Below are 17,274 nucleotides of genomic sequence, written 5' to 3'. Positions count from 1 at the left end.
ATCAACCCTGCCTTTCTTCGTTGAACTTAAGTTTTACCTCGCCTTTGAAAACACGTTCAATATGCTTTTTTTGTTTTTCTGCCTGAGCCAGTTCCGCTATTGCCCGTTCAGAAGTCAGTACTTCTATTTGAAAATGATTGTTTACTTTTTCAAGCGCAATATTTTTTACGACATTGCGCTTTGTCATATTTAAGGCGTAAACAAATTTTAAAATTGCGCCAAAATCACGCAGCTTTTTGAATTCTTCTTTTGAAATCCATGAATCGAATGGTCGTGCGAAACGCAAAAAGTAGTCACGGTTTTTATACGATGCCAGCAGTGCCAGTTTAACCCGATCTATATGGGACAAGCCTGGTATTGATTGATTGGAAATCAAATAAAATGTATGCTGACTGGAGGAATCCAGCTCAATATATTCCCCGATTCCATAAACTTTTGCGGCTTTCTTTAATAGCTGTAAATCTACTTCACTATATTCAAATAGCTTTAAATTAATGCAGCCCCGGTATAACTGTTCTGTCAATGATTCCAGTGTGTGTACTTCCTCCTCCGTACGTCCATAAGCTAACGCAAGCTGCCGGCCACTTTCTTCAAAAACATTGTATTTATCATAGGCCTGGGGATTTCCTTGTAAGACACGGCTAATAATGAGCCCTTCCCGCAACCCTTTTTTACTGACCTGGAAAGAATTCGAATTTACAGTAGACAGAAGCTCCATAAATACTTCCAATGCCGGAACTATAGTATCTGCCCGGTCTGACGAAAGACCATCTAGCTGTCTCAAATTATCGTACGAAAATTCCGTCAAATAGTCACGCAGTTGTTGTAAGTCGCTCACAGTCATTTCGTATTGATGAACACCCGATAGCGGATAGCCAACTTTTTGCTGATGAACTTGGGCGATATTACGTGCACTTCCTCCAATTGCAATAACCGGTAATCCTACATCAACTATCCATTTTAGTGAGGAAAATTGTTCCTTTACAAATGTACGCAGCTTTTCACGTTCGATTTTATCAATAATCGGACCGCTTACAAACTTTTGCTTTAAGGAAACCGTACCGAATGGGAAACTGATCGTTTTTTGGAGTTTTTTGTTGATGAATAATGTAATTTCAGTTGAACCACCGCCAATATCTATCGTTACTGCAGACGGGGTATCCATTGAATGGGCTACTGCAACAAAGCCGTAGTATGCCTCTTCTTCTTCCGTTAAAATATCAATCAGAATACCTGTTTCTTCTTTCATACGGGCGATGATTTTATCATTATTGATCGCTTGTCGTACGGCAGCAGTTGCAGCCGCTTTTACGTCTGTTACATGATAGTCCGCCAATATTAAGCGGAACGATCTTAACGTCTCACCAAGTAGCTGAATGCCCTCTTCGGACATTTCTCCGTTTGGCAATAAGTATGTGCGCAGGCGGGCAACGGTTTTAATATTTCCAAATTCCTTTAGCCCTTCGTTTTTATTATAGGAATATAGTACAAGTCGAATCGTGTTAGAACCAATATCAATGATGGCTGTCTTAATTTTTTTCATAATACGCTTCACTTCCTTCTGAATACCTTTGTATTCGATTACACTCTTTTAAGCGCCTTCAAGAAAATTTGCATAATACATCATTTCATTTTCAGTTTACAAAAAAAGCCGGAATTACTTTTTCAAGTATCCGACTTTCCCATTATTCTATACAATTTAAAACGATGCATCAATTATTAGATAAGTTTTTTTACAGAATCAACTTATCCATCTGTAAAATTAATTCCGCAATTTCAGGTTTCGAAATTTGCTCTTCCGCTCCTACCTGCTCACCTTTATGACGTAAATCATCGGTAATTAGACTAGAGAAAATAATAACCGGAAGTTTTTTAAGATCAGGATGTGATTTAATTTTCTTAGTTAAGTGATGACCGTCCATTTGGGGCATTTCAATATCTGTAATCACGAGCTGTACATGGTTTTCGATCTGTTTATCTGCTTTAGCCAGCGTTTCCAGATAATCGTATGCATCACGGCCGTTTTCAAAAAACTCCGTATTTGCATAGCCTGCTTCATTCATCGTATCGAATAACAATTTGCGCAATAATGGCGAATCTTCCGCAATAATTACTTTTTTTTCGGTACGTTCACGCTTGCCAAGCTTTTTAACATCGTCCACACTTATGCTGGATTCAGGATTAATGTCAACCATGATTCGTTCAAAGTCCAGTAGTAGAATCATTTCATCTTGAGACTTGATGACGCCAATCACCTGAGATGATCCGCCTTGATACATATCTGAAGGTTTTTCAATCTGATCCCAGGAAATACGGTGAATTTGTGTAACATTATCCACATGGAATACAACACGTTGCTTATTAAATTCTGCCACGATGTATTTTTGCTGTGGGTTTCGATTTTCTGTAGGGATCCCTAATACTTTTAACATATCTACAACCGGCAATACTTCCCCACGTAATTGAATAATACCTTCAACATGTGGATGTACATGTGGAATAAATGTCACTGGTATTGGCTGAATAATCTCTTTTACTTTAATTACATTTATACCGAACTTATTATTCGCAACCTCAAATTCAACAATCTCAAGCTCATTTGTTCCACTTTCTAGTAAAATCCCTTTCTGATTTTCCACTACTTGTCTCTCCTTCCAAACTGCCACGCTTACAATAATCCCATTGTATCATAAGAACTATTTAACTACTATCTATTATTGTGCCCTTTGTACTTACTCGTAATACTTGATTAATGCTTGTGTCCCATTGTCCCCATAGCCTTCTGCAAGTAACTGATCGTACATAGATTTCGCTAAAGTTAAGCCTGGCAATTGGAGATTCATACGCTCTGCTTCATCAAGCGCAATCTTTATATCTTTAATAATATGTTTAATGTAAAAGCCAGGCTCCAGATTCCCCTTCAACATACGTGGAGCAAGATTGGATAGCGACCAGGACCCTGCTGCCCCTGCTGTAATCGAACGAAGAACTTCCTCCATCGTCAACCCAGCTTTTAAACCATAAGCCATCGATTCGCAAACACCGATCATGCCGGATGCGATCGCAATCTGATTGCACATTTTCGTATGTTGCCCACTGCCCGCAACACCTTGGTAAACAATGTTTTGTCCAAACAGTTCGAAAATAGGATACAGTTTTTCAAATACATCTTTGTCGCCGCCAATCATAAGCGATAATGTACCATTTTTTGCACCAATGTCTCCTCCAGATACTGGTGCATCAAGACTATGCAAACCACGTTCCCTTGCTTCATGATAAAGCTTTTTCGCAAGCGTCGGTTCAGATGTCGTCATATCGATGACAATTGCACCTTCTTTCGCAGCAGAAAAAATACCTTTCTCACCAATGTAAACTTCTTCAACATCTTTTGGGTAGCCAACCATTGTAAAGATAATCTCCTGCTCTTTACTTGCTTCTGCTGGTGTTTCCGCCCATTTCGCGCCTGCAGAAATAAGATCTGCCGCTTTGCTTTTAGTTCTTGTATAAATTGTTACATCATGTCCGGCATTCAGCAAATGCATAACAATGCTTGCCCCCATTACACCAGTACCGATAAACCCTATTTTTTTTGATTCCATATGTATGCCCCTTTAGTATTTTCTTTTTATTTTAACAAACTCAGGGAGAACTTCAATGTCAGTGTTTTTTAATAATTCTAAAAATAACATCCACACTAGGATAGTTTCCAATATGCTTATCCCATAGGAGTGGCCTCTTAAAGAAAGATCTTCTCATGATATATTTTATTAGTTGGATTTAAGAAAATGTATGAATAAATTAAAATTTCCTGCATATATAAAAAAAGAGAGCAGTAGCGTTGGTCCGCTTCTACTCTAAAGGGGGAAATGAGAATGTTGCTGTGTTCAAAATTACTCTTCCCTTCTCATCACTGTTTTAAACATAAAATATATAATTATTTTCAATTTAATGTTTAAATAACAGATGTGCACTTCTCGATTGATTAAAAGCATTCATTAGATTGTCTACTTGGACGCTTAGCTGTATCGTTTTAGCACTTCGTAAACCATTTTCTAAACCTGATTGAATCATTTGTTTGCGCTTTTCTTCAATTTCCAATAGTAGTGCCTCATTCGAGATAGGTCTACCCAAACTGTTTCCTCCTTTTTTAGCCATTTACCATTATTATACCCATTTTGTAATCTTCTTACAAAAATTTCATCATTCAAAATTCGACAATAATTACGCTCTTGAATTTTCTGAAAATGTATACACTACATCCCCACCTTGTTTTGCCTCACCACGGAAGTTTTTAAATTGTTCATCCTTAATAAGGTGTTCACGAAACTGAAGAAATTCCTCCTTCTTTATAATCACAGATTGTAATTCGCCATTGCGTAATTGATCGAGAACTGTTTTATAGTCTGTCATATGGTACCCTCTTTCCATTTTTATATGTATAAATCCAATATATCAGACTATTAATTGAAAAGGAAAATTAAATATATTCCAAATATGTCCTAGTAAATTAATAAAATTATTCAAACTAATTGAATTTTGTAGTATAATTTCAAGCAAACTGTTAATTAGTAGTCGATGAAGGGACTGACTGTGTATGAAAATTGCGGAAGTTGGAAATATAATCGAGTTTAAAGACGGCTTAAAAGGAGTCGTTGAAAAAGTGAATGAGAATTCCGTTATCGTTGATATAACGATTATGGATAATTTTCATGATTTAGAAATGGAAGAAAAAACAGTTGTTAATCACAAACGGTATAAAATATTAGCTAATAACGAATAATTTAATGCAAATTACCCTTTTTAACATTGAGATGATGATAAAAAGGGTAATTTTTGTTACGATACGTAAGGGGAGGTTGAAGCTATTGAAAAACAAAAAACAAATCATTACACTCCTTCTGGCATTAGTTTTTATTTTCAGCATGATGTTTTTTACATTTTATGAAAAGACGATATTCTGGTATTTATATGCCTTTACCTTACTAGTTGGAATTGCCATCAGCTTAGTGGCAGGTAAATTTGAAGACCGTATTCCAACATGGCAATATTTGATATACGGAATTGGGTACGGGACAATTACGTATGGAATTGTAAAACTCGGTTATATGATAATGCCTTATCTCGATAAAAACGCATCAAAGGATATATCGAAATTTTTAGATGTATATGGCCCACAAAATATTTTCCATTATTTAATGCTCATTTTTATCGTAGTTGTAGGAGAAGAAATGTTTTGGCGAGGCTATGTTCAGCAGCAGTTAAAACAATACACAACGCCTTTCTGGGCTGTCGTAATCACTTCTATGCTATTTTCACTGTCTCTAGCAATTAGCGGGTTCCTGCCAGGTGCACTTGCAGCTATTATCGCTGGTTTGCTTTGGGGAGCGTTATATGAATGGAAAAAAAGTTTACCGTTAATTATCGTTACCCATATTGTCTTTGTTTTACTATTATTTTTAGTTTTACCATTATTCTGATACAATTAAAGCAGAAACTTATCTTTCTAAATTTTCGTCTATACATGTTAAAGGGGGATCCATATGAAGAAAACAATTTATCAAGTCGGGGCCGTAGTTATTTTATCTGCATTTTTAGCAGCTTGTAATACGGATACAGACGAGCCTACAACAACAAATGCAGCAAAAGAAGAGCCTACTGAAACAGAAGAAGTGCAAAATGAGGAAGAACAAGAAACAAACGAAACGAGCGAGACAAGCGAGGCCGATGAATCTTCTTCAGCTCAGCAAGAGGAAACTACTGAGTCATCAGAAGAAACAAAAGCTGAACAAGAAGATAAAAGTGATACTACTACATTGACATACATTTCAAATGGCCAGCCGTTTGAAGAAAAAGTAGTAACTTCAAAAAGTGATGAAATGAATTACACGATTCAACATTTAGAAAACTATACACTGACTTCAGAAGAACCAGGTGTCGACAGTTTATTAAATAATGCTGATGAAACAACGTCAATGCAAATTGAAGTTGTAAAAAAAGAAGATGTAACTTTTGATCAGTTAAAAGAATCTGCAAAAGAAACAATTTCTGCCATTGCTCCTGAAAACACGAAAGATCTGGATTTAGCTTCAACTTTGACAGAGCGTAAAGAAATTTTAAATATTGTTGGATATGAAGCTTTATTAGAAGATGAAAAGGTTGTAAAAGTTGTAATTGAGCGCGAAAACCTGTTTGTTACGTTAACAATTTACGATAATGTCCAAGCAGACCTAACAGATGCCTTTTTACAAATGGGTTTAACAATTCAATAATGAGCAAAAAGGACGCCCGTAAATTTTGGGCGTCCTTTTCTTGATTAATAGGATAAATCTTTAATAGATAATCCTAATTTTTTTAATAACTCTATTGCTGTCTGTTTTTCTTCGGCTGATAATGCCCCTAAAAGTTCATGAATTTTCTGTTCATGCTCAGGAAACAGCTTGTCCATAAATTCGGAACCTAGATCGGTAATTTCCGCATATGTGACACGACGATCGGTTGGGCACGAAACACGCGCTAAAAAATTCCGTTTTTCCAACTTATCAACTACGTAAGTAATCGATCCGCTTGCTAACAGAATTTTGTTTCCGATTTGCTGCAGTGGCTGGCGACCTTTATGATATAAAAGTTCTAAAACCGCGAATTCTGTGGGATTTAAACCATTTGTTTGTATAAATTGATTCGTAGCTTCACTTATCGCTTTATGTGCTCTTGATAAAACGATAAATAATTTCAACGATTGCTTTACTTCCTCTGAAGCCATAAAAACCATCCTCTATTTTAAATAATCAATTACGCTGTGCGCAATTGCGTAGGATTTAAGGAGGCCCACAAGACGGGACAGACTTCTGTTGTCCATAATGGAACACTTTAAGCTAACTTCCTCTTTAAATCCCCTTTAATAATCTGTGACATCTGCAAGAAGCTTGGCTTACACGAGATTCGTACTCATTCATTACTTCATGGAAGCGGTGCTCTTACACTGATTTGCTAAGATTTCAGCTAGTGTTTGCTAAATCTGCTAAATGAAGATGTACATATTATAGCGATGGATTGGAAGTTTTGTCAAAATCACTTCGAAATTGCCGCCATTCTTGCAACTCTCATTGAATAAGAAGGAGAAGAATTTAAATATTCAATTTCATTTCTTAAATCAAAATCAATTAAAAACTTAGATCCTGCACCTTGCTCACTTTCAATGTGAAGAGTCCCATTATGTTCTTTAATGACAGATTGTACAAGCAATAGTCCCAGTCCAGATCCTGTTTCTTTCGTTGTATAAAAAGGGTTTAATGCATTTTCAATATCAACCGCATTCATCCCTTTTCCACTATCCTGAACTGAAAGCTGCAGCGTATTTTTGCCGCGGTAAAGTAAACGTACAACAATGTAATTATTCGTATCCATGGCTTCGATAGCATTTTTCAGCAAGTTAATGATCATTTGCATCAGGCGATTATAGTCCCCATTAATTCTGTATTCTACTTGTTCGTCATATTCAAACAAAATCATTGCATTTGTTTTCATTGCGAGAGGCTGCATACGCTGAATTGACTGGTCTACAACATCCTTCAAATCAAGCATTTGAAATACTTGTTTCTTTGGTTTTGAAATGTTCAGAAGGTCTCCAAGCAAATCATCCATACGTTTTAACTCAGATTCTAGAATTTTGAAGTAAGGATATTCCTGCTCATTTAAGCTGCTTTTAATCATCTGAATAAAGCCTTGGATCGATGTCATAGGATTGCGTATTTCATGGGCAATCGACGCAATATTTTGACCAATAAACGACAAAGATTGCTGATGCTCAATCCTTTTTAGCAACATCATCTCTTCCGTCTGATCAATAATCGTTGTTACTAATATCCCTAAATTTTCATCTACTTTACTAATGAAGTTTAAATAGACCGGAGTGCCATCTCCGTTTTCTCTTTTAACAAAAATACTCGCCATTTCCCGATTTGAAATTTTTTTATAATATTGGATGATGACTTCAGAATCGTACTGGCAATCTTCAAATAGATAATCATAGCTTCTATTTTCTATTTGAGCGGCTTTTCGATCAAGTAAATGCAATGCCATTGCATTGCCGGATAATATTTTTCCGTTCAACGTTGTTAATATTACCCCTTGTGCCATTCCATCAATTAAATTCTGAAACATAAGTGTTTTGCTTTTTTCTTCAAATGAAATAACATTGGATGGGTTAACTTGTATTCTAGTAAAGATCAGTTGTTTATGTTCAAGAAAATGCCCCCAAACCTGGACCGGTATTTTCTGATGATATTTATTAATTAATACAAATGTAGTAGTAGATGGTGATTTTTCATTGACGGAATGGATAAACCGCTCCCACTCACCACTAAGTTTGTCCGTACTTTCCCAAAAACATTTAGGTAAATGGGTTGACTGTAATATTTCCTCTGCTTTACTATTCATAAATTCAATCTTACCTTGGCGGTTTAATATAATAATTTGTTCATTGGATTGCTGAAAGAGATCTTCTAACATAAAATTCAATTGACCTTCCACTACAATTACAACCCCCCATTTTTAGATATTATAGAATTTTCAGAATTGTATACTTATGGTATATTATTTCACATTACTATTTGGAATAAAATGGGCAAATTCTCCCATATTGTTTGTATCTGTTTACACTGCTACAATATACTTTATGAAGAGGAGAATAAAATTATGAAAATTATATTAAGTACACTCAATGCAAAATATATTCATACAAATTTAGCGATCCGCTATTTAAAAGCAGCAGCACTACCTGAATTCGACTGTGAGCTTGCTGAATATACTATTAAAGACCCCGCTTTCAACATTGTATCAGACCTTTTCCAAAAGAAACCGGATGTTGTCGGATTCAGCTGTTATATTTGGAATATTAATGAGACGATTGCGGTAATTCGTATGCTAAAAACGGTATTGCCTAATGTCAAAATTGTATTAGGCGGTCCGGAAGTTTCCTATGATGTCCATGAATGGATTCGTAAACATGAAGAAATCGACTTCATTATTATGGGTGAAGGCGAAGTTTCATTTAAAGAAATGCTTCGCTACTTCAATGGTGAGATCCCACTCGAAAAGGTGCCGGGTATTTGCTATTTAGAAGAAGGAAAATTAAAAATTCATGCACAGCCACCGAAAATCGATTTGCGAGAAATTGCTACCCCTTTCCGATTTGAAGAAGATTTACCTCATCTAGGTAAACGGATTCAATATATTGAAACAAGCCGCGGCTGTCCTTTCAGTTGTCAATTCTGCTTATCTTCTATAGAGGTCGGGGTTCGTTATTTCAATCGTGAGAAGATTAAAGAAGATATTCGTTACTTAATGAATAACGGGGCAAAAACGATTAAATTCGTAGACCGTACCTTTAATATTAGCCGCAGCTATGCGATGGAAATGTTCCAATTTTTAATTGATGAACATCAGCCAGGTGTCGTATTCCAGTTTGAAATTACAGCGGACATTATGCGTCCTGAGGTCATTCAATTTTTAAATGACAACGCACCGAAAGGGCTGTTCCGTTTTGAAATCGGTGTCCAGTCAACTAATGACCTAACAAACGATCTTGTAAAGCGTCGTCAAAACTTCGAAAAACTTACTCGTACTGTCACAATGGTAAAAGAAGGCGGAAAAATTGACCAGCACCTGGATTTAATTGCCGGATTGCCTGAAGAGGATTATGCGTCTTTCCGCAAAACATTTAATGATGTATTTGCGATGCGTCCAGAAGAGCTGCAGCTTGGCTTCCTGAAACTGCTGCGCGGGACAGGCTTACGGTTGGAAGCCGAAAAGTACGGCTATACATATGTTGATATTTCGCCTTATGAAATTTTTTCAAATAATGTATTAACTTTCGATGATATTGTTCGTATTAAACATGCGGAAGACGTACTGGAAAAGTATTGGAATGCACATCGTATGGACAATACGATTGAATATTTAGTAACAAAAGTATTTGAAACGCCATTCGATTTCTTCCAAAGTTTCGGCACATACTGGGAAACAAAAGGCTGGTCACGTATTGGACATCAGCTAGAAGATTTATTCCGCCGTTTACTAGAATTCCTTCAAACGGTCGAGCATGCTGACTTAGAAGTGATTACAAGCTTAATGAAGTACGATTTCCTGCAAGGTCAGCAGTTCCAGCCGCGTAAACTTTGGTGGGATGACCGTCTTTCTGATGAAGAGATGAAAGATGTCTATACGCGTATTAAAGAAGGCCCTTCCCTTGTAGGTGAGGAATTTGAAGCAATGCAAATTACTGAACGCGAATTATTTAAGCATTCATTAATTATTCCGTTCCACATCGATTTAGAAAATTACGAAGTCGGTGCACCAGAAAAGAAAACAGGCTATTTATTCACATACTTCCGCAATGGACAACAGCCTTACTTCAACACATTCAATTAATTCAAAAACGCTGCAAACTCTTAATATAGAGTGTGCAGCGTTTTTTCAAATTGAAAAATTTATCGATTATTTGATTTAGAACCATCCGATTGTTTCTTTTGAGGTCCATTTTTATATTGCTCTTCCGTTAAATCATTGTCTTCGCGAAGATCCAGATCATCCGGGTTTAACTCCGGTCCAACCTCTTCTTTCATATTTTGTCGGTCATTGCCTTTCTTCTTTTCCATAATGATCACCTCCATTCATAAATTAACCAATTAGCTATAATCTATTCTGCTGATTGCAGTCGGCATACTCGTTTTATACCCCAAAAAAGAGGGCATAATTCAATTAATAGAAAGGAGTGCTATTTTTGAAATTTTTATTGGTTATTTCAAGCATTGTTGTTCCGCTTATTATGGTCCTTCTAAGAAAGATAATCAGCAAGTCAGCCTTTATTTTTAATATATTGGCTGTTATTTTTGTCATCATTTTCGGCAGTATTGCATCCACTTCAATTTATCAGATTATTATTGACGATGCTGTCTTTATGACAAAAATTCATGGTCTTTTTTTAAATGAACTCTTCTTAATTTCCGGCGCATATATCGGAGTATTTACTATTTACAGACTTATGATTCTCACATTGCATGAAAAATAGTTATGTTTTAAATACATTAAAGAACGCCCATTCTCTAAAAGGAAATGGACGTTTTTACGTATTGCCCGTTCTTCTTTAAATACCATTATTACTCCGTAAGAAAGTGATGTTATTTAAGCATTATTATTATTTCTAACTCACTAATATTCAAAAAATACATATTATGCAATTAGAGCCATTCTTTTTTAGTAAGGAGGATATTAAAAGTGAATGCCAATAAAAAAGAACAGTCTCCAGACTCTCAAGAAATTCAAATTGCCAGGCTTGCTTTTATTGGTGCATCCATCGCTACATTAGGTGATGGTATAGCTGCGATTGCTGCCGGTTTAGCGTTGGAGGCATTAGAAAACTCAAGTAACCAAGGCACTCAAAAATCCGATTCATCTCCACAGTCAAAAGACATGCAAAAACAGCTTGACTATTTAATTAATGAATTGAAACAGATTAAAAAAATGATGAAATAAGTTTATTTGTATTAATTAGAGCCAAGTAGATACAATACGAATTTTTATGCCTAAAACTTCAAGACAAGTTTCGTTCTAATTTTAATCGAATATATTGGTTAAAAAGGAGTGTATTTTTGCAAAACTCTGCTTTTCCTTCATCAACCTCAAACTTAGTTAGTAATTTAACAAAAGCGATCAATGGTGAATTCACGGCAATCCATTTTTATGAGCACTTAGCTAAACTCGCACCAACTCAAGAAATTCAAAATAGAATTCTTGAAATTCGAAATGATGAAATGAGACACTTTCAAGGCTTTTCTAATTCCTACTTCTCCATTACCGGCCATTATCCAACGCCTCAAATTACAGAAGAAATGCCAAATAACTTTAAACAAGGTGTATTAGGTGCATTTAAAGATGAACAAGAAGCTGTTGAATTTTACCATCTTGCTGCGAGACAAGCTGGGAATTCCTATATAGCACATCAATTTCAATCCAATGCATCAGATGAACAAAATCACGCAGTCTGGTTTTTATATTTCATGACCCATTATTAAGCCATATAAATAAGCCAACCTATTCTTCCATGATACCAGCAGCTCAACTAACCTTTTGGCGAGATTTTAGGGTGTCATGTGGTTTGACGTCCTTTCTATCCTCAAAAAGTTGGTCTCCCCGATTCTTGTACCGATCCCAATAAAGAGTAAAATTCGTATATAGCTAATCCGATTAAAAATCCGTTGGTTAACACTTCCGAGATGGTGTTTTATTACAATACTACGTATGAAAAAAACCCATTACTTTTACAGGTAATGGGTTTTAACGTATTTATGTGATTTAGTTTGTGCAATAACAGAGAATAAAAGGAATCATTTATAGCTCATTCTAAACTTGAGAATTTTGCCAGGTCTTTTCTACTCCCTATGGTGACCAGTAAATCTTCTGGTTGAAGCAACTCTTCTGGAGAAGGAGAAACAATGATATCATCATTCCTAACAATCGCAATAATACTGACATTAAATTTAGCACGAATATCAAGTTCTTTTAGATTTTTACCTGCCATCCTTAAAGGAATTGTAATTTCCTCAATATTGTAATTTTTCGAGAGTTCAATATAGTTAAGTAACTTTGGTGAGAGGAGTTGATTGGCTACTCGTTCCCCCATATCTCTTTCCGGATAAATGACCCAATCAGCGCCGATCGCCTCTAATACCTGGCCATGCCTTTTACCAAGTGCCTTAGCAATAATTTTTGGAATTCCTAAATTTTTCAGGAGTACCACCGTTAAAATACTGGATTGAATATCGTTTCCTATCGCTACAATTACACAATCAAAGTCTGTGATACCTAATGAAGTAAGAGCCTTTTCTTCCGTCGAATCAGCAATCACCGCATCTGTTACGTAACCTTCAGCAGCTTCGACTTTTTCTTCAACTAAATCGATTCCTAATACTTCTTGCCCAGCTTCATGCAGTCTTCTAGCAACACTCGTTCCAAATCTCCCTAAACCTATCACAGCATATTGTTTTATTGCCATTTTGTATCCCTTTCCTTTGTTAATTAACCAATCATTATGTTCCCTTTTATATAGTGATATGCTTCTTTTTTACGTCGTTTGGAAATAGCAAATCCAAGTGTTAACGGACCTAATCTCCCTACGAACATTGTTAAGATAATTAGAACGCGTCCAAATGGAGATAGCTCTGGTGTTAATCCCATAGAAAGTCCCACGGTACCAAATGCTGAAGTTGCTTCAAATAAATATAGAATAAAGTCATGACCTGGTTCTGTGATGCTTAGCAAAAAGGTGACGATTACAACGATCATGATGCCGCTCATCGCAACAGTAAGTGCCTTTAGAATACTTTGCATAACAATACGACGTTTAAATAAAACCACATCTTCTCTCCCTTTAAGCTGGGAAAAAGCTGTTGCCATTAAAACTGCAAAAGTAGATACTTTAATACCTCCAGCAGTCGAGCCTGAACCTCCCCCGATAAACATTAGGAAAATGGTTAAGAATAGCGTGGCATGAGTCAAATCTGCCATTGGTAATGTATTTGCTCCCGCCGTTCTTGGCGTTATACTATGGAACAAGGCACCTAGAGCTTTTCCTGTGGAAGACAACGGTCCCAATGTTTTATCATTACTATATTCAAACAGGAAAATTAAGATGGATGCTCCAACGATAAGCATTAGTGTTGTAAACAATACAACTTTTGAATGTAATGAAATTTTATGTGTAACAGGGTATTCATATAATTCATGTATGACAATGAAACCTAAGCCACCTATAACGATCAGAGAGCAAACAGTTAATACTACAAATGGATCGTCAACGTATTCAGTAAGACTTTTAAATCCCCCCATTAAATCAAAGCCTGCATTATTAAAAATTGAAATTGAATGAAAAAAACCAAAATAAATTGCTTTGCCAATCGTCATATCAAATGAAAATCTGATCGATAATATGATAGCTCCAATACCCTCTACTATCACAGTAAAAATTAGTATTCTTTTAACTATTTTGACGATATCAAGAGTCGAAGCAGCATTAAAAGCTTCTTTTAATAAAATTCTTTCTTTTAAAGAGATTTTTTTTCCTAATAGAGTAAATAAAAAGGTTGCAAACGTCATAAATCCTAAACCGCCAATTTGAATAAGCGACAAGATCACTAATTCACCAAACAGTGAAAATGCCTCCTCGGTATCTACAACCACTAGACCTGTAACACAGGTAGCAGAAGTAGCTGTAAATAACGCATCTAGGAATGGAAGTCCTTTACCATCTGCTGTAGCTACCGGGAAAGTCAACAAAAATGCACCTACAAGGATTAAAATGGCAAATCCCATAACAAGTATTTTTGATGGATTAAGGCTCTCTTTGAAAATTTTCATTGCTCCCTCCTAACAATAAGTTAAAAGTTATTTACCCATGAATTTATACCAAGTTTAGGCATCTACTAAGCTCTTATTCTAAAATAATTAATAAAGTTTTATGAACGCAAAAAGACCGATTTAAACAAGCATTAACTTTGCGGTAAACGACAAAAGGAATACTTGAATAAGGCGGTCTATTATATGACCTCCTCCGCATTAGCCGACGAAGTTAGCTGACGGGTTAGGATGGCGAAAGAGTATATATCATCCCTTCTGCAATGCAGAATTAACCCCAAAAGATCGGGTCCTCCGTTCTCAATGATTGAGATTTGGCTTTGTTAGTTTTCTTAATTACGAGCTTATTTTACTCCTGTGCATAACACTTGTAAACTGGTTAAAAAAATTTATTTATAAGTTTATTTGTAATGTCAAAACGACTCAAGAACATAAATCATTCAATAAATTTATAAACTTCGCCAAAATTAGAGCTTAGAGGATCTAAAAGGGGGTGAAATAACTTCACCCCCTCGAAAACCCTTAAAAGCCTTGTTTTAAGACACTTTTGAAAAACTACCCAATAATGATCCGTTCCTTCGGGTAATGGTACTTCTTCTTCTTGGCAGATCCTCCGATTGAATACAGGAAAGAAATGAGCCCTACTCGCCCTACAAACATGAGCACCATAATGACCATTTTTCCGAATGCCGTTAAGTCCCCCGTTATGCCGAGCGACATCCCGCACGTTCCGAAAGCTGATGTAATTTCAAATATGACTTCCATCATAGAGGCGCTAGATTCTGTGATAAACAGTACCATCGCAGCGCCGAGCACCATAATAATCGCAAAAATAAGCACCGCAAACGAACGGTATACATCGATTAAATGAATCTCCCGGTTAAAAATTTGAATTTCCGACTGCCCGCGGGAGAATGCAATTAAAAACAAAATAACGATCGCAAATGTCGTGGTACGAATTCCCCCACCGACAGAGCTTGGTGATGCCCCAATAAACATTAGTGCACTCATAAAGAGCTGTGTCGCCTCGTTGAATGAAGTGACATCATAGGTTGTTAAACCAGCCGACCTCGTGGAAATCGATTGGAACATAGCCGAAAAAGCAGCCTCATGCCATCGCATCCCTTTAAAGGACTGAAAAGATTCGATAATAAAAATTACGACCGAACCAAAAACAAATAAGGCAACATACGTAAACGTCGTAACCTTTGTAAATAAGCTAAAGCGAAATGCCGGATCCTTTTTCGTTAAGTAGGCCTTTACTTCAATTAATACGGGAAAACCGATCGCTCCGAGGAAGATTAAAATCATACAAACAAATTGTATGAAATAGTCGTGATGAAACGGCTGCAAACTCATTCCCGTAATATCAAAGCCTCCATTTGTTGTCGCAGAAATAGACGCAAACAATCCATTAATCGCCGATTCTTCCCATGTCGCAAAATAACGCTTAAAATGTACCGTTAATATAAGGGCACCTGTAAATTCAATGATAAACAGCAGCTTGGCTATTTGACGAATCAAAGCAACAACACCCGATAAATTATATTGATTATGGTCAATCATAATAAGCTGACGTTCACGCATGCCGATTTTCTTTCCAAACAGCAGCCATAAAAACGTACCGATGGACATAATCCCAATCGCACCGAATTGCAGAATAAGCAAAATCATGGCAAGCCCAAAGCTACTGTATGTTTCTGCAACAGTAACGGTCGTTAAACCCGTTACACTAACCGCACTGACCGCCGTAAATAGACTGTCTAAAAATGATACGTGTACACCTTCCAAATGGACTCCCGGAAGTCGCAGCAATAAAAACGAAATTAAAATGGCTACAGAATAATAAGTGATTAAAATTTGGAAAGGCGTAATTTTACGCTTTTCGAATTTTTTAAAAGGCATAGATTGGCCTCCGATAATTGATTACATTTTTACTAGTATAATGAATATCATGGAAAATGAAAAGAAGATACTTCTAATAGTTGAAGTATCTCCTAAAACATATATTATTCTGCTTTTGCTTTTTTGTTTTTGTATACACTTACTAAATAGCCGCCTACTGCAAGTCCAAGCAGTACTACCCAGAAGATGGCTTTCCATGTTGTCGAATGCGGGAAATGCGGATCGATAATGGCCAAGTTCTCATGTCCTAACGCCAATACCGCCAATTTGACACCTACCCAGCCTACAATTAAAAAGGCTGCAGTTTCCAATGTTGGATAGTCGTTTAACAGCTTAACAAACATTTGGGCCGCAAAACGCATAATGACAAGCCCTATAAAGCCACCAAGGAACATAACAGCAAATGGACCGGCATTAATTCCGCCGATATGGTAATCACTAATGTGCGGTAATGTCATAGCAATAGCTACGGCTGCAAGCATTGAGTCGATTGCAAACGCAATATCCGCAAGCTCTACTTTTAATACGGTCATCCAGAAACCAGAACCTTTGCTCTCTTTCAATTCCAAATCTTCATCCTGCTTTTTAAAGTGATTATCGTATAGATGTTTTATGGATATGAATAATAGATAAGCCGCACCAAGCGCCTGAATTTCCCAGTATTTCGCTAAGAATGTAATTAGGAACAGCGCGATGAATCGGAATACGAACGCACCGAATAATCCGTAAAATAATGCCTTTTTCTGTTGTTCTTTCGGTAAGTGTTTAACCATTACTGCCATTACAACTGCATTATCTGCAGCTAACAGCCCTTCAAGGAAAACTAATACAAGTAAGACCCATGCATATTCTAATAAAATTGCTTCCATGAAATTTCTCCTCCTTATTATTTACTTGTACCCAATAAATTAGGCGTTAATAATGTGAATTTGAAAAAATACCCTTTTTGGCCAAAAAAGA

General features: G+C 36.4%; 19 protein-coding genes and 1 riboswitch. Of the genes, 7 read left to right on the top strand and 12 right to left on the bottom strand.

What is annotated here, in order from left to right:
- Position 1: 1 nt before the first annotated feature.
- The 5 genes from MKY07_RS04010 to MKY07_RS03990 all read right to left on the bottom strand — a co-directional run bounded on the left by MKY07_RS04010 (position 2) and on the right by MKY07_RS03990 (position 4,410).
- The gene (locus MKY07_RS04010; protein ID WP_339263912.1) at positions 2 to 1,543 is read right to left on the bottom strand and encodes a Ppx/GppA phosphatase family protein; all 1,542 of its coding nucleotides are present in this window, start codon (positions 1,541 to 1,543) and stop codon (positions 2 to 4) included.
- A 190-nt stretch (positions 1,544 to 1,733) separates the two neighbouring features.
- Positions 1,734 to 2,639: a chemotaxis protein gene (locus MKY07_RS04005; protein WP_339263910.1), complete on the bottom strand. Its 906-nt coding sequence runs from the start codon at positions 2,637 to 2,639 to the stop codon at positions 1,734 to 1,736.
- A gap of 93 nt (positions 2,640 to 2,732) precedes the next feature.
- Positions 2,733 to 3,599: an NAD(P)-dependent oxidoreductase gene (locus MKY07_RS04000; protein ID WP_008403504.1), complete on the bottom strand. Its 867-nt coding sequence runs from the start codon at positions 3,597 to 3,599 to the stop codon at positions 2,733 to 2,735.
- Positions 3,600 to 3,945: 346 nt separating this feature from the next.
- Positions 3,946 to 4,131: an aspartyl-phosphate phosphatase Spo0E family protein gene (locus MKY07_RS03995; protein WP_008403505.1), complete on the bottom strand. Its 186-nt coding sequence runs from the start codon at positions 4,129 to 4,131 to the stop codon at positions 3,946 to 3,948.
- 90 nt (positions 4,132 to 4,221) lie between these two features.
- Positions 4,222 to 4,410 carry a hypothetical protein gene (locus tag MKY07_RS03990; protein WP_008403507.1) on the bottom strand — a complete coding sequence of 63 codons (189 nt, stop codon included), beginning with the start codon at positions 4,408 to 4,410 and terminating at the stop codon, positions 4,222 to 4,224.
- A 184-nt stretch (positions 4,411 to 4,594) separates the two neighbouring features.
- Between MKY07_RS03990 and MKY07_RS03985 the strand changes: the two genes are divergently transcribed.
- From MKY07_RS03985 to MKY07_RS03975, 3 genes are all read left to right on the top strand, one after another.
- Positions 4,595 to 4,780 (top strand): DUF2187 family protein, encoded by a 186-nt coding sequence (locus tag MKY07_RS03985; protein WP_008403508.1) that lies wholly within the window; start codon positions 4,595 to 4,597, stop codon positions 4,778 to 4,780.
- 85 nt (positions 4,781 to 4,865) lie between these two features.
- Positions 4,866 to 5,477 carry a type II CAAX endopeptidase family protein gene (locus tag MKY07_RS03980; protein WP_008403510.1) on the top strand — a complete coding sequence of 204 codons (612 nt, stop codon included), beginning with the start codon at positions 4,866 to 4,868 and terminating at the stop codon, positions 5,475 to 5,477.
- 63 nt (positions 5,478 to 5,540) lie between these two features.
- Entirely contained in the window at positions 5,541 to 6,269 is a 729-nt protein-coding gene (locus MKY07_RS03975; protein WP_014824581.1) for a hypothetical protein, read from the top strand.
- A 44-nt stretch (positions 6,270 to 6,313) separates the two neighbouring features.
- On the opposite strand, the gene MKY07_RS03970 is transcribed toward MKY07_RS03975, so the two are convergent.
- Positions 6,314 to 6,760 (bottom strand): MarR family transcriptional regulator, encoded by a 447-nt coding sequence (locus tag MKY07_RS03970; RefSeq protein WP_014824582.1) that lies wholly within the window; start codon positions 6,758 to 6,760, stop codon positions 6,314 to 6,316.
- Between the two features lie 308 nt (positions 6,761 to 7,068).
- Complete coding sequence (locus MKY07_RS03965) at positions 7,069 to 8,529, bottom strand: ATP-binding protein (RefSeq protein WP_065216495.1); 1,461 nt, start codon at positions 8,527 to 8,529, stop codon at positions 7,069 to 7,071.
- A 165-nt stretch (positions 8,530 to 8,694) separates the two neighbouring features.
- Here MKY07_RS03965 and MKY07_RS03960 point away from each other — a divergent pair, with 165 nt between their 5' ends.
- A complete protein-coding gene (locus MKY07_RS03960; RefSeq protein WP_339263904.1) occupies positions 8,695 to 10,428 on the top strand; it encodes a B12-binding domain-containing radical SAM protein in 1,734 nt (577 codons plus the stop codon).
- Positions 10,429 to 10,487: 59 nt separating this feature from the next.
- On the opposite strand, the gene MKY07_RS03955 is transcribed toward MKY07_RS03960, so the two are convergent.
- Positions 10,488 to 10,655: a hypothetical protein gene (locus MKY07_RS03955; protein WP_008403517.1), complete on the bottom strand. Its 168-nt coding sequence runs from the start codon at positions 10,653 to 10,655 to the stop codon at positions 10,488 to 10,490.
- Between the two features lie 125 nt (positions 10,656 to 10,780).
- Here MKY07_RS03955 and MKY07_RS03950 point away from each other — a divergent pair, with 125 nt between their 5' ends.
- From MKY07_RS03950 to MKY07_RS03940, 3 genes are all read left to right on the top strand, one after another.
- The gene (locus tag MKY07_RS03950; protein ID WP_339263902.1) at positions 10,781 to 11,068 is read left to right on the top strand and encodes a transposase; all 288 of its coding nucleotides are present in this window, start codon (positions 10,781 to 10,783) and stop codon (positions 11,066 to 11,068) included.
- A gap of 206 nt (positions 11,069 to 11,274) precedes the next feature.
- Positions 11,275 to 11,532 carry a hypothetical protein gene (locus tag MKY07_RS03945; protein ID WP_008403520.1) on the top strand — a complete coding sequence of 86 codons (258 nt, stop codon included), beginning with the start codon at positions 11,275 to 11,277 and terminating at the stop codon, positions 11,530 to 11,532.
- Between the two features lie 116 nt (positions 11,533 to 11,648).
- Entirely contained in the window at positions 11,649 to 12,071 is a 423-nt protein-coding gene (locus MKY07_RS03940; RefSeq protein ID WP_339263901.1) for a ferritin-like domain-containing protein, read from the top strand.
- A 323-nt stretch (positions 12,072 to 12,394) separates the two neighbouring features.
- Here the strand turns inward: MKY07_RS03940 and MKY07_RS03935 are convergent, their stop codons facing one another.
- From MKY07_RS03935 to MKY07_RS03920, 4 genes are all read right to left on the bottom strand, one after another.
- Entirely contained in the window at positions 12,395 to 13,051 is a 657-nt protein-coding gene (locus MKY07_RS03935) for a TrkA family potassium uptake protein (RefSeq protein WP_014824586.1), read from the bottom strand.
- Between the two features lie 23 nt (positions 13,052 to 13,074).
- Positions 13,075 to 14,412 carry a TrkH family potassium uptake protein gene (locus MKY07_RS03930; protein ID WP_014824587.1) on the bottom strand — a complete coding sequence of 446 codons (1,338 nt, stop codon included), beginning with the start codon at positions 14,410 to 14,412 and terminating at the stop codon, positions 13,075 to 13,077.
- Positions 14,413 to 14,598: 186 nt separating this feature from the next.
- Positions 14,599 to 14,739: riboswitch (cyclic di-AMP (ydaO/yuaA leader) on the bottom strand.
- Positions 14,740 to 14,964: 225 nt separating this feature from the next.
- Positions 14,965 to 16,314, bottom strand: coding sequence for a TrkH family potassium uptake protein (locus MKY07_RS03925; RefSeq protein WP_008403524.1), 1,350 nt, complete (start codon positions 16,312 to 16,314; stop codon positions 14,965 to 14,967).
- 104 nt (positions 16,315 to 16,418) lie between these two features.
- On the bottom strand, positions 16,419 to 17,183 hold the full coding sequence (locus MKY07_RS03920; protein ID WP_014824588.1) for a TerC family protein: 765 nt from the start codon (positions 17,181 to 17,183) through the stop codon (positions 16,419 to 16,421).
- Between the last annotated feature and the right edge of the window lie 91 nt (positions 17,184 to 17,274).

This window comes from Solibacillus sp. FSL W7-1472 (genome assembly GCF_037969775.1).
Taxonomy (GTDB): Bacteria; Bacillota; Bacilli; order Bacillales_A; family Planococcaceae; genus Solibacillus; species Solibacillus silvestris.
The sequence above is the reverse complement of the archived record's forward strand: the minus strand, read 5'-3'. Positions and strand labels throughout refer to the sequence as shown.

Excerpts from the sequence above, each read along its gene's own strand:
- MKY07_RS03975 (WP_014824581.1), top strand. The coding sequence starts at position 5,541 with ATGAAGAAAACAATTTATCAAGTCGGGGCCGTAGTTATTTTATCTGCA.
- MKY07_RS03925 (WP_008403524.1), bottom strand. The coding sequence starts at position 16,314 with ATGCCTTTTAAAAAATTCGAAAAGCGTAAAATTACGCCTTTCCAAATT.
- MKY07_RS03960 (WP_339263904.1), top strand. The coding sequence starts at position 8,695 with ATGAAAATTATATTAAGTACACTCAATGCAAAATATATTCATACAAAT.
- MKY07_RS03985 (WP_008403508.1), top strand. The coding sequence starts at position 4,595 with ATGAAAATTGCGGAAGTTGGAAATATAATCGAGTTTAAAGACGGCTTA.
- MKY07_RS03935 (WP_014824586.1), bottom strand. The coding sequence starts at position 13,051 with ATGGCAATAAAACAATATGCTGTGATAGGTTTAGGGAGATTTGGAACG.
- MKY07_RS03955 (WP_008403517.1), bottom strand. The coding sequence starts at position 10,655 with ATGGAAAAGAAGAAAGGCAATGACCGACAAAATATGAAAGAAGAGGTT.
- MKY07_RS03990 (WP_008403507.1), bottom strand. The coding sequence starts at position 4,410 with ATGACAGACTATAAAACAGTTCTCGATCAATTACGCAATGGCGAATTA.
- MKY07_RS03930 (WP_014824587.1), bottom strand. The coding sequence starts at position 14,412 with ATGAAAATTTTCAAAGAGAGCCTTAATCCATCAAAAATACTTGTTATG.
- MKY07_RS04000 (WP_008403504.1), bottom strand. The coding sequence starts at position 3,599 with ATGGAATCAAAAAAAATAGGGTTTATCGGTACTGGTGTAATGGGGGCA.
- MKY07_RS03970 (WP_014824582.1), bottom strand. The coding sequence starts at position 6,760 with ATGGCTTCAGAGGAAGTAAAGCAATCGTTGAAATTATTTATCGTTTTA.
- MKY07_RS04010 (WP_339263912.1), bottom strand. The coding sequence starts at position 1,543 with ATGAAAAAAATTAAGACAGCCATCATTGATATTGGTTCTAACACGATT.
- MKY07_RS03920 (WP_014824588.1), bottom strand. The coding sequence starts at position 17,183 with ATGGAAGCAATTTTATTAGAATATGCATGGGTCTTACTTGTATTAGTT.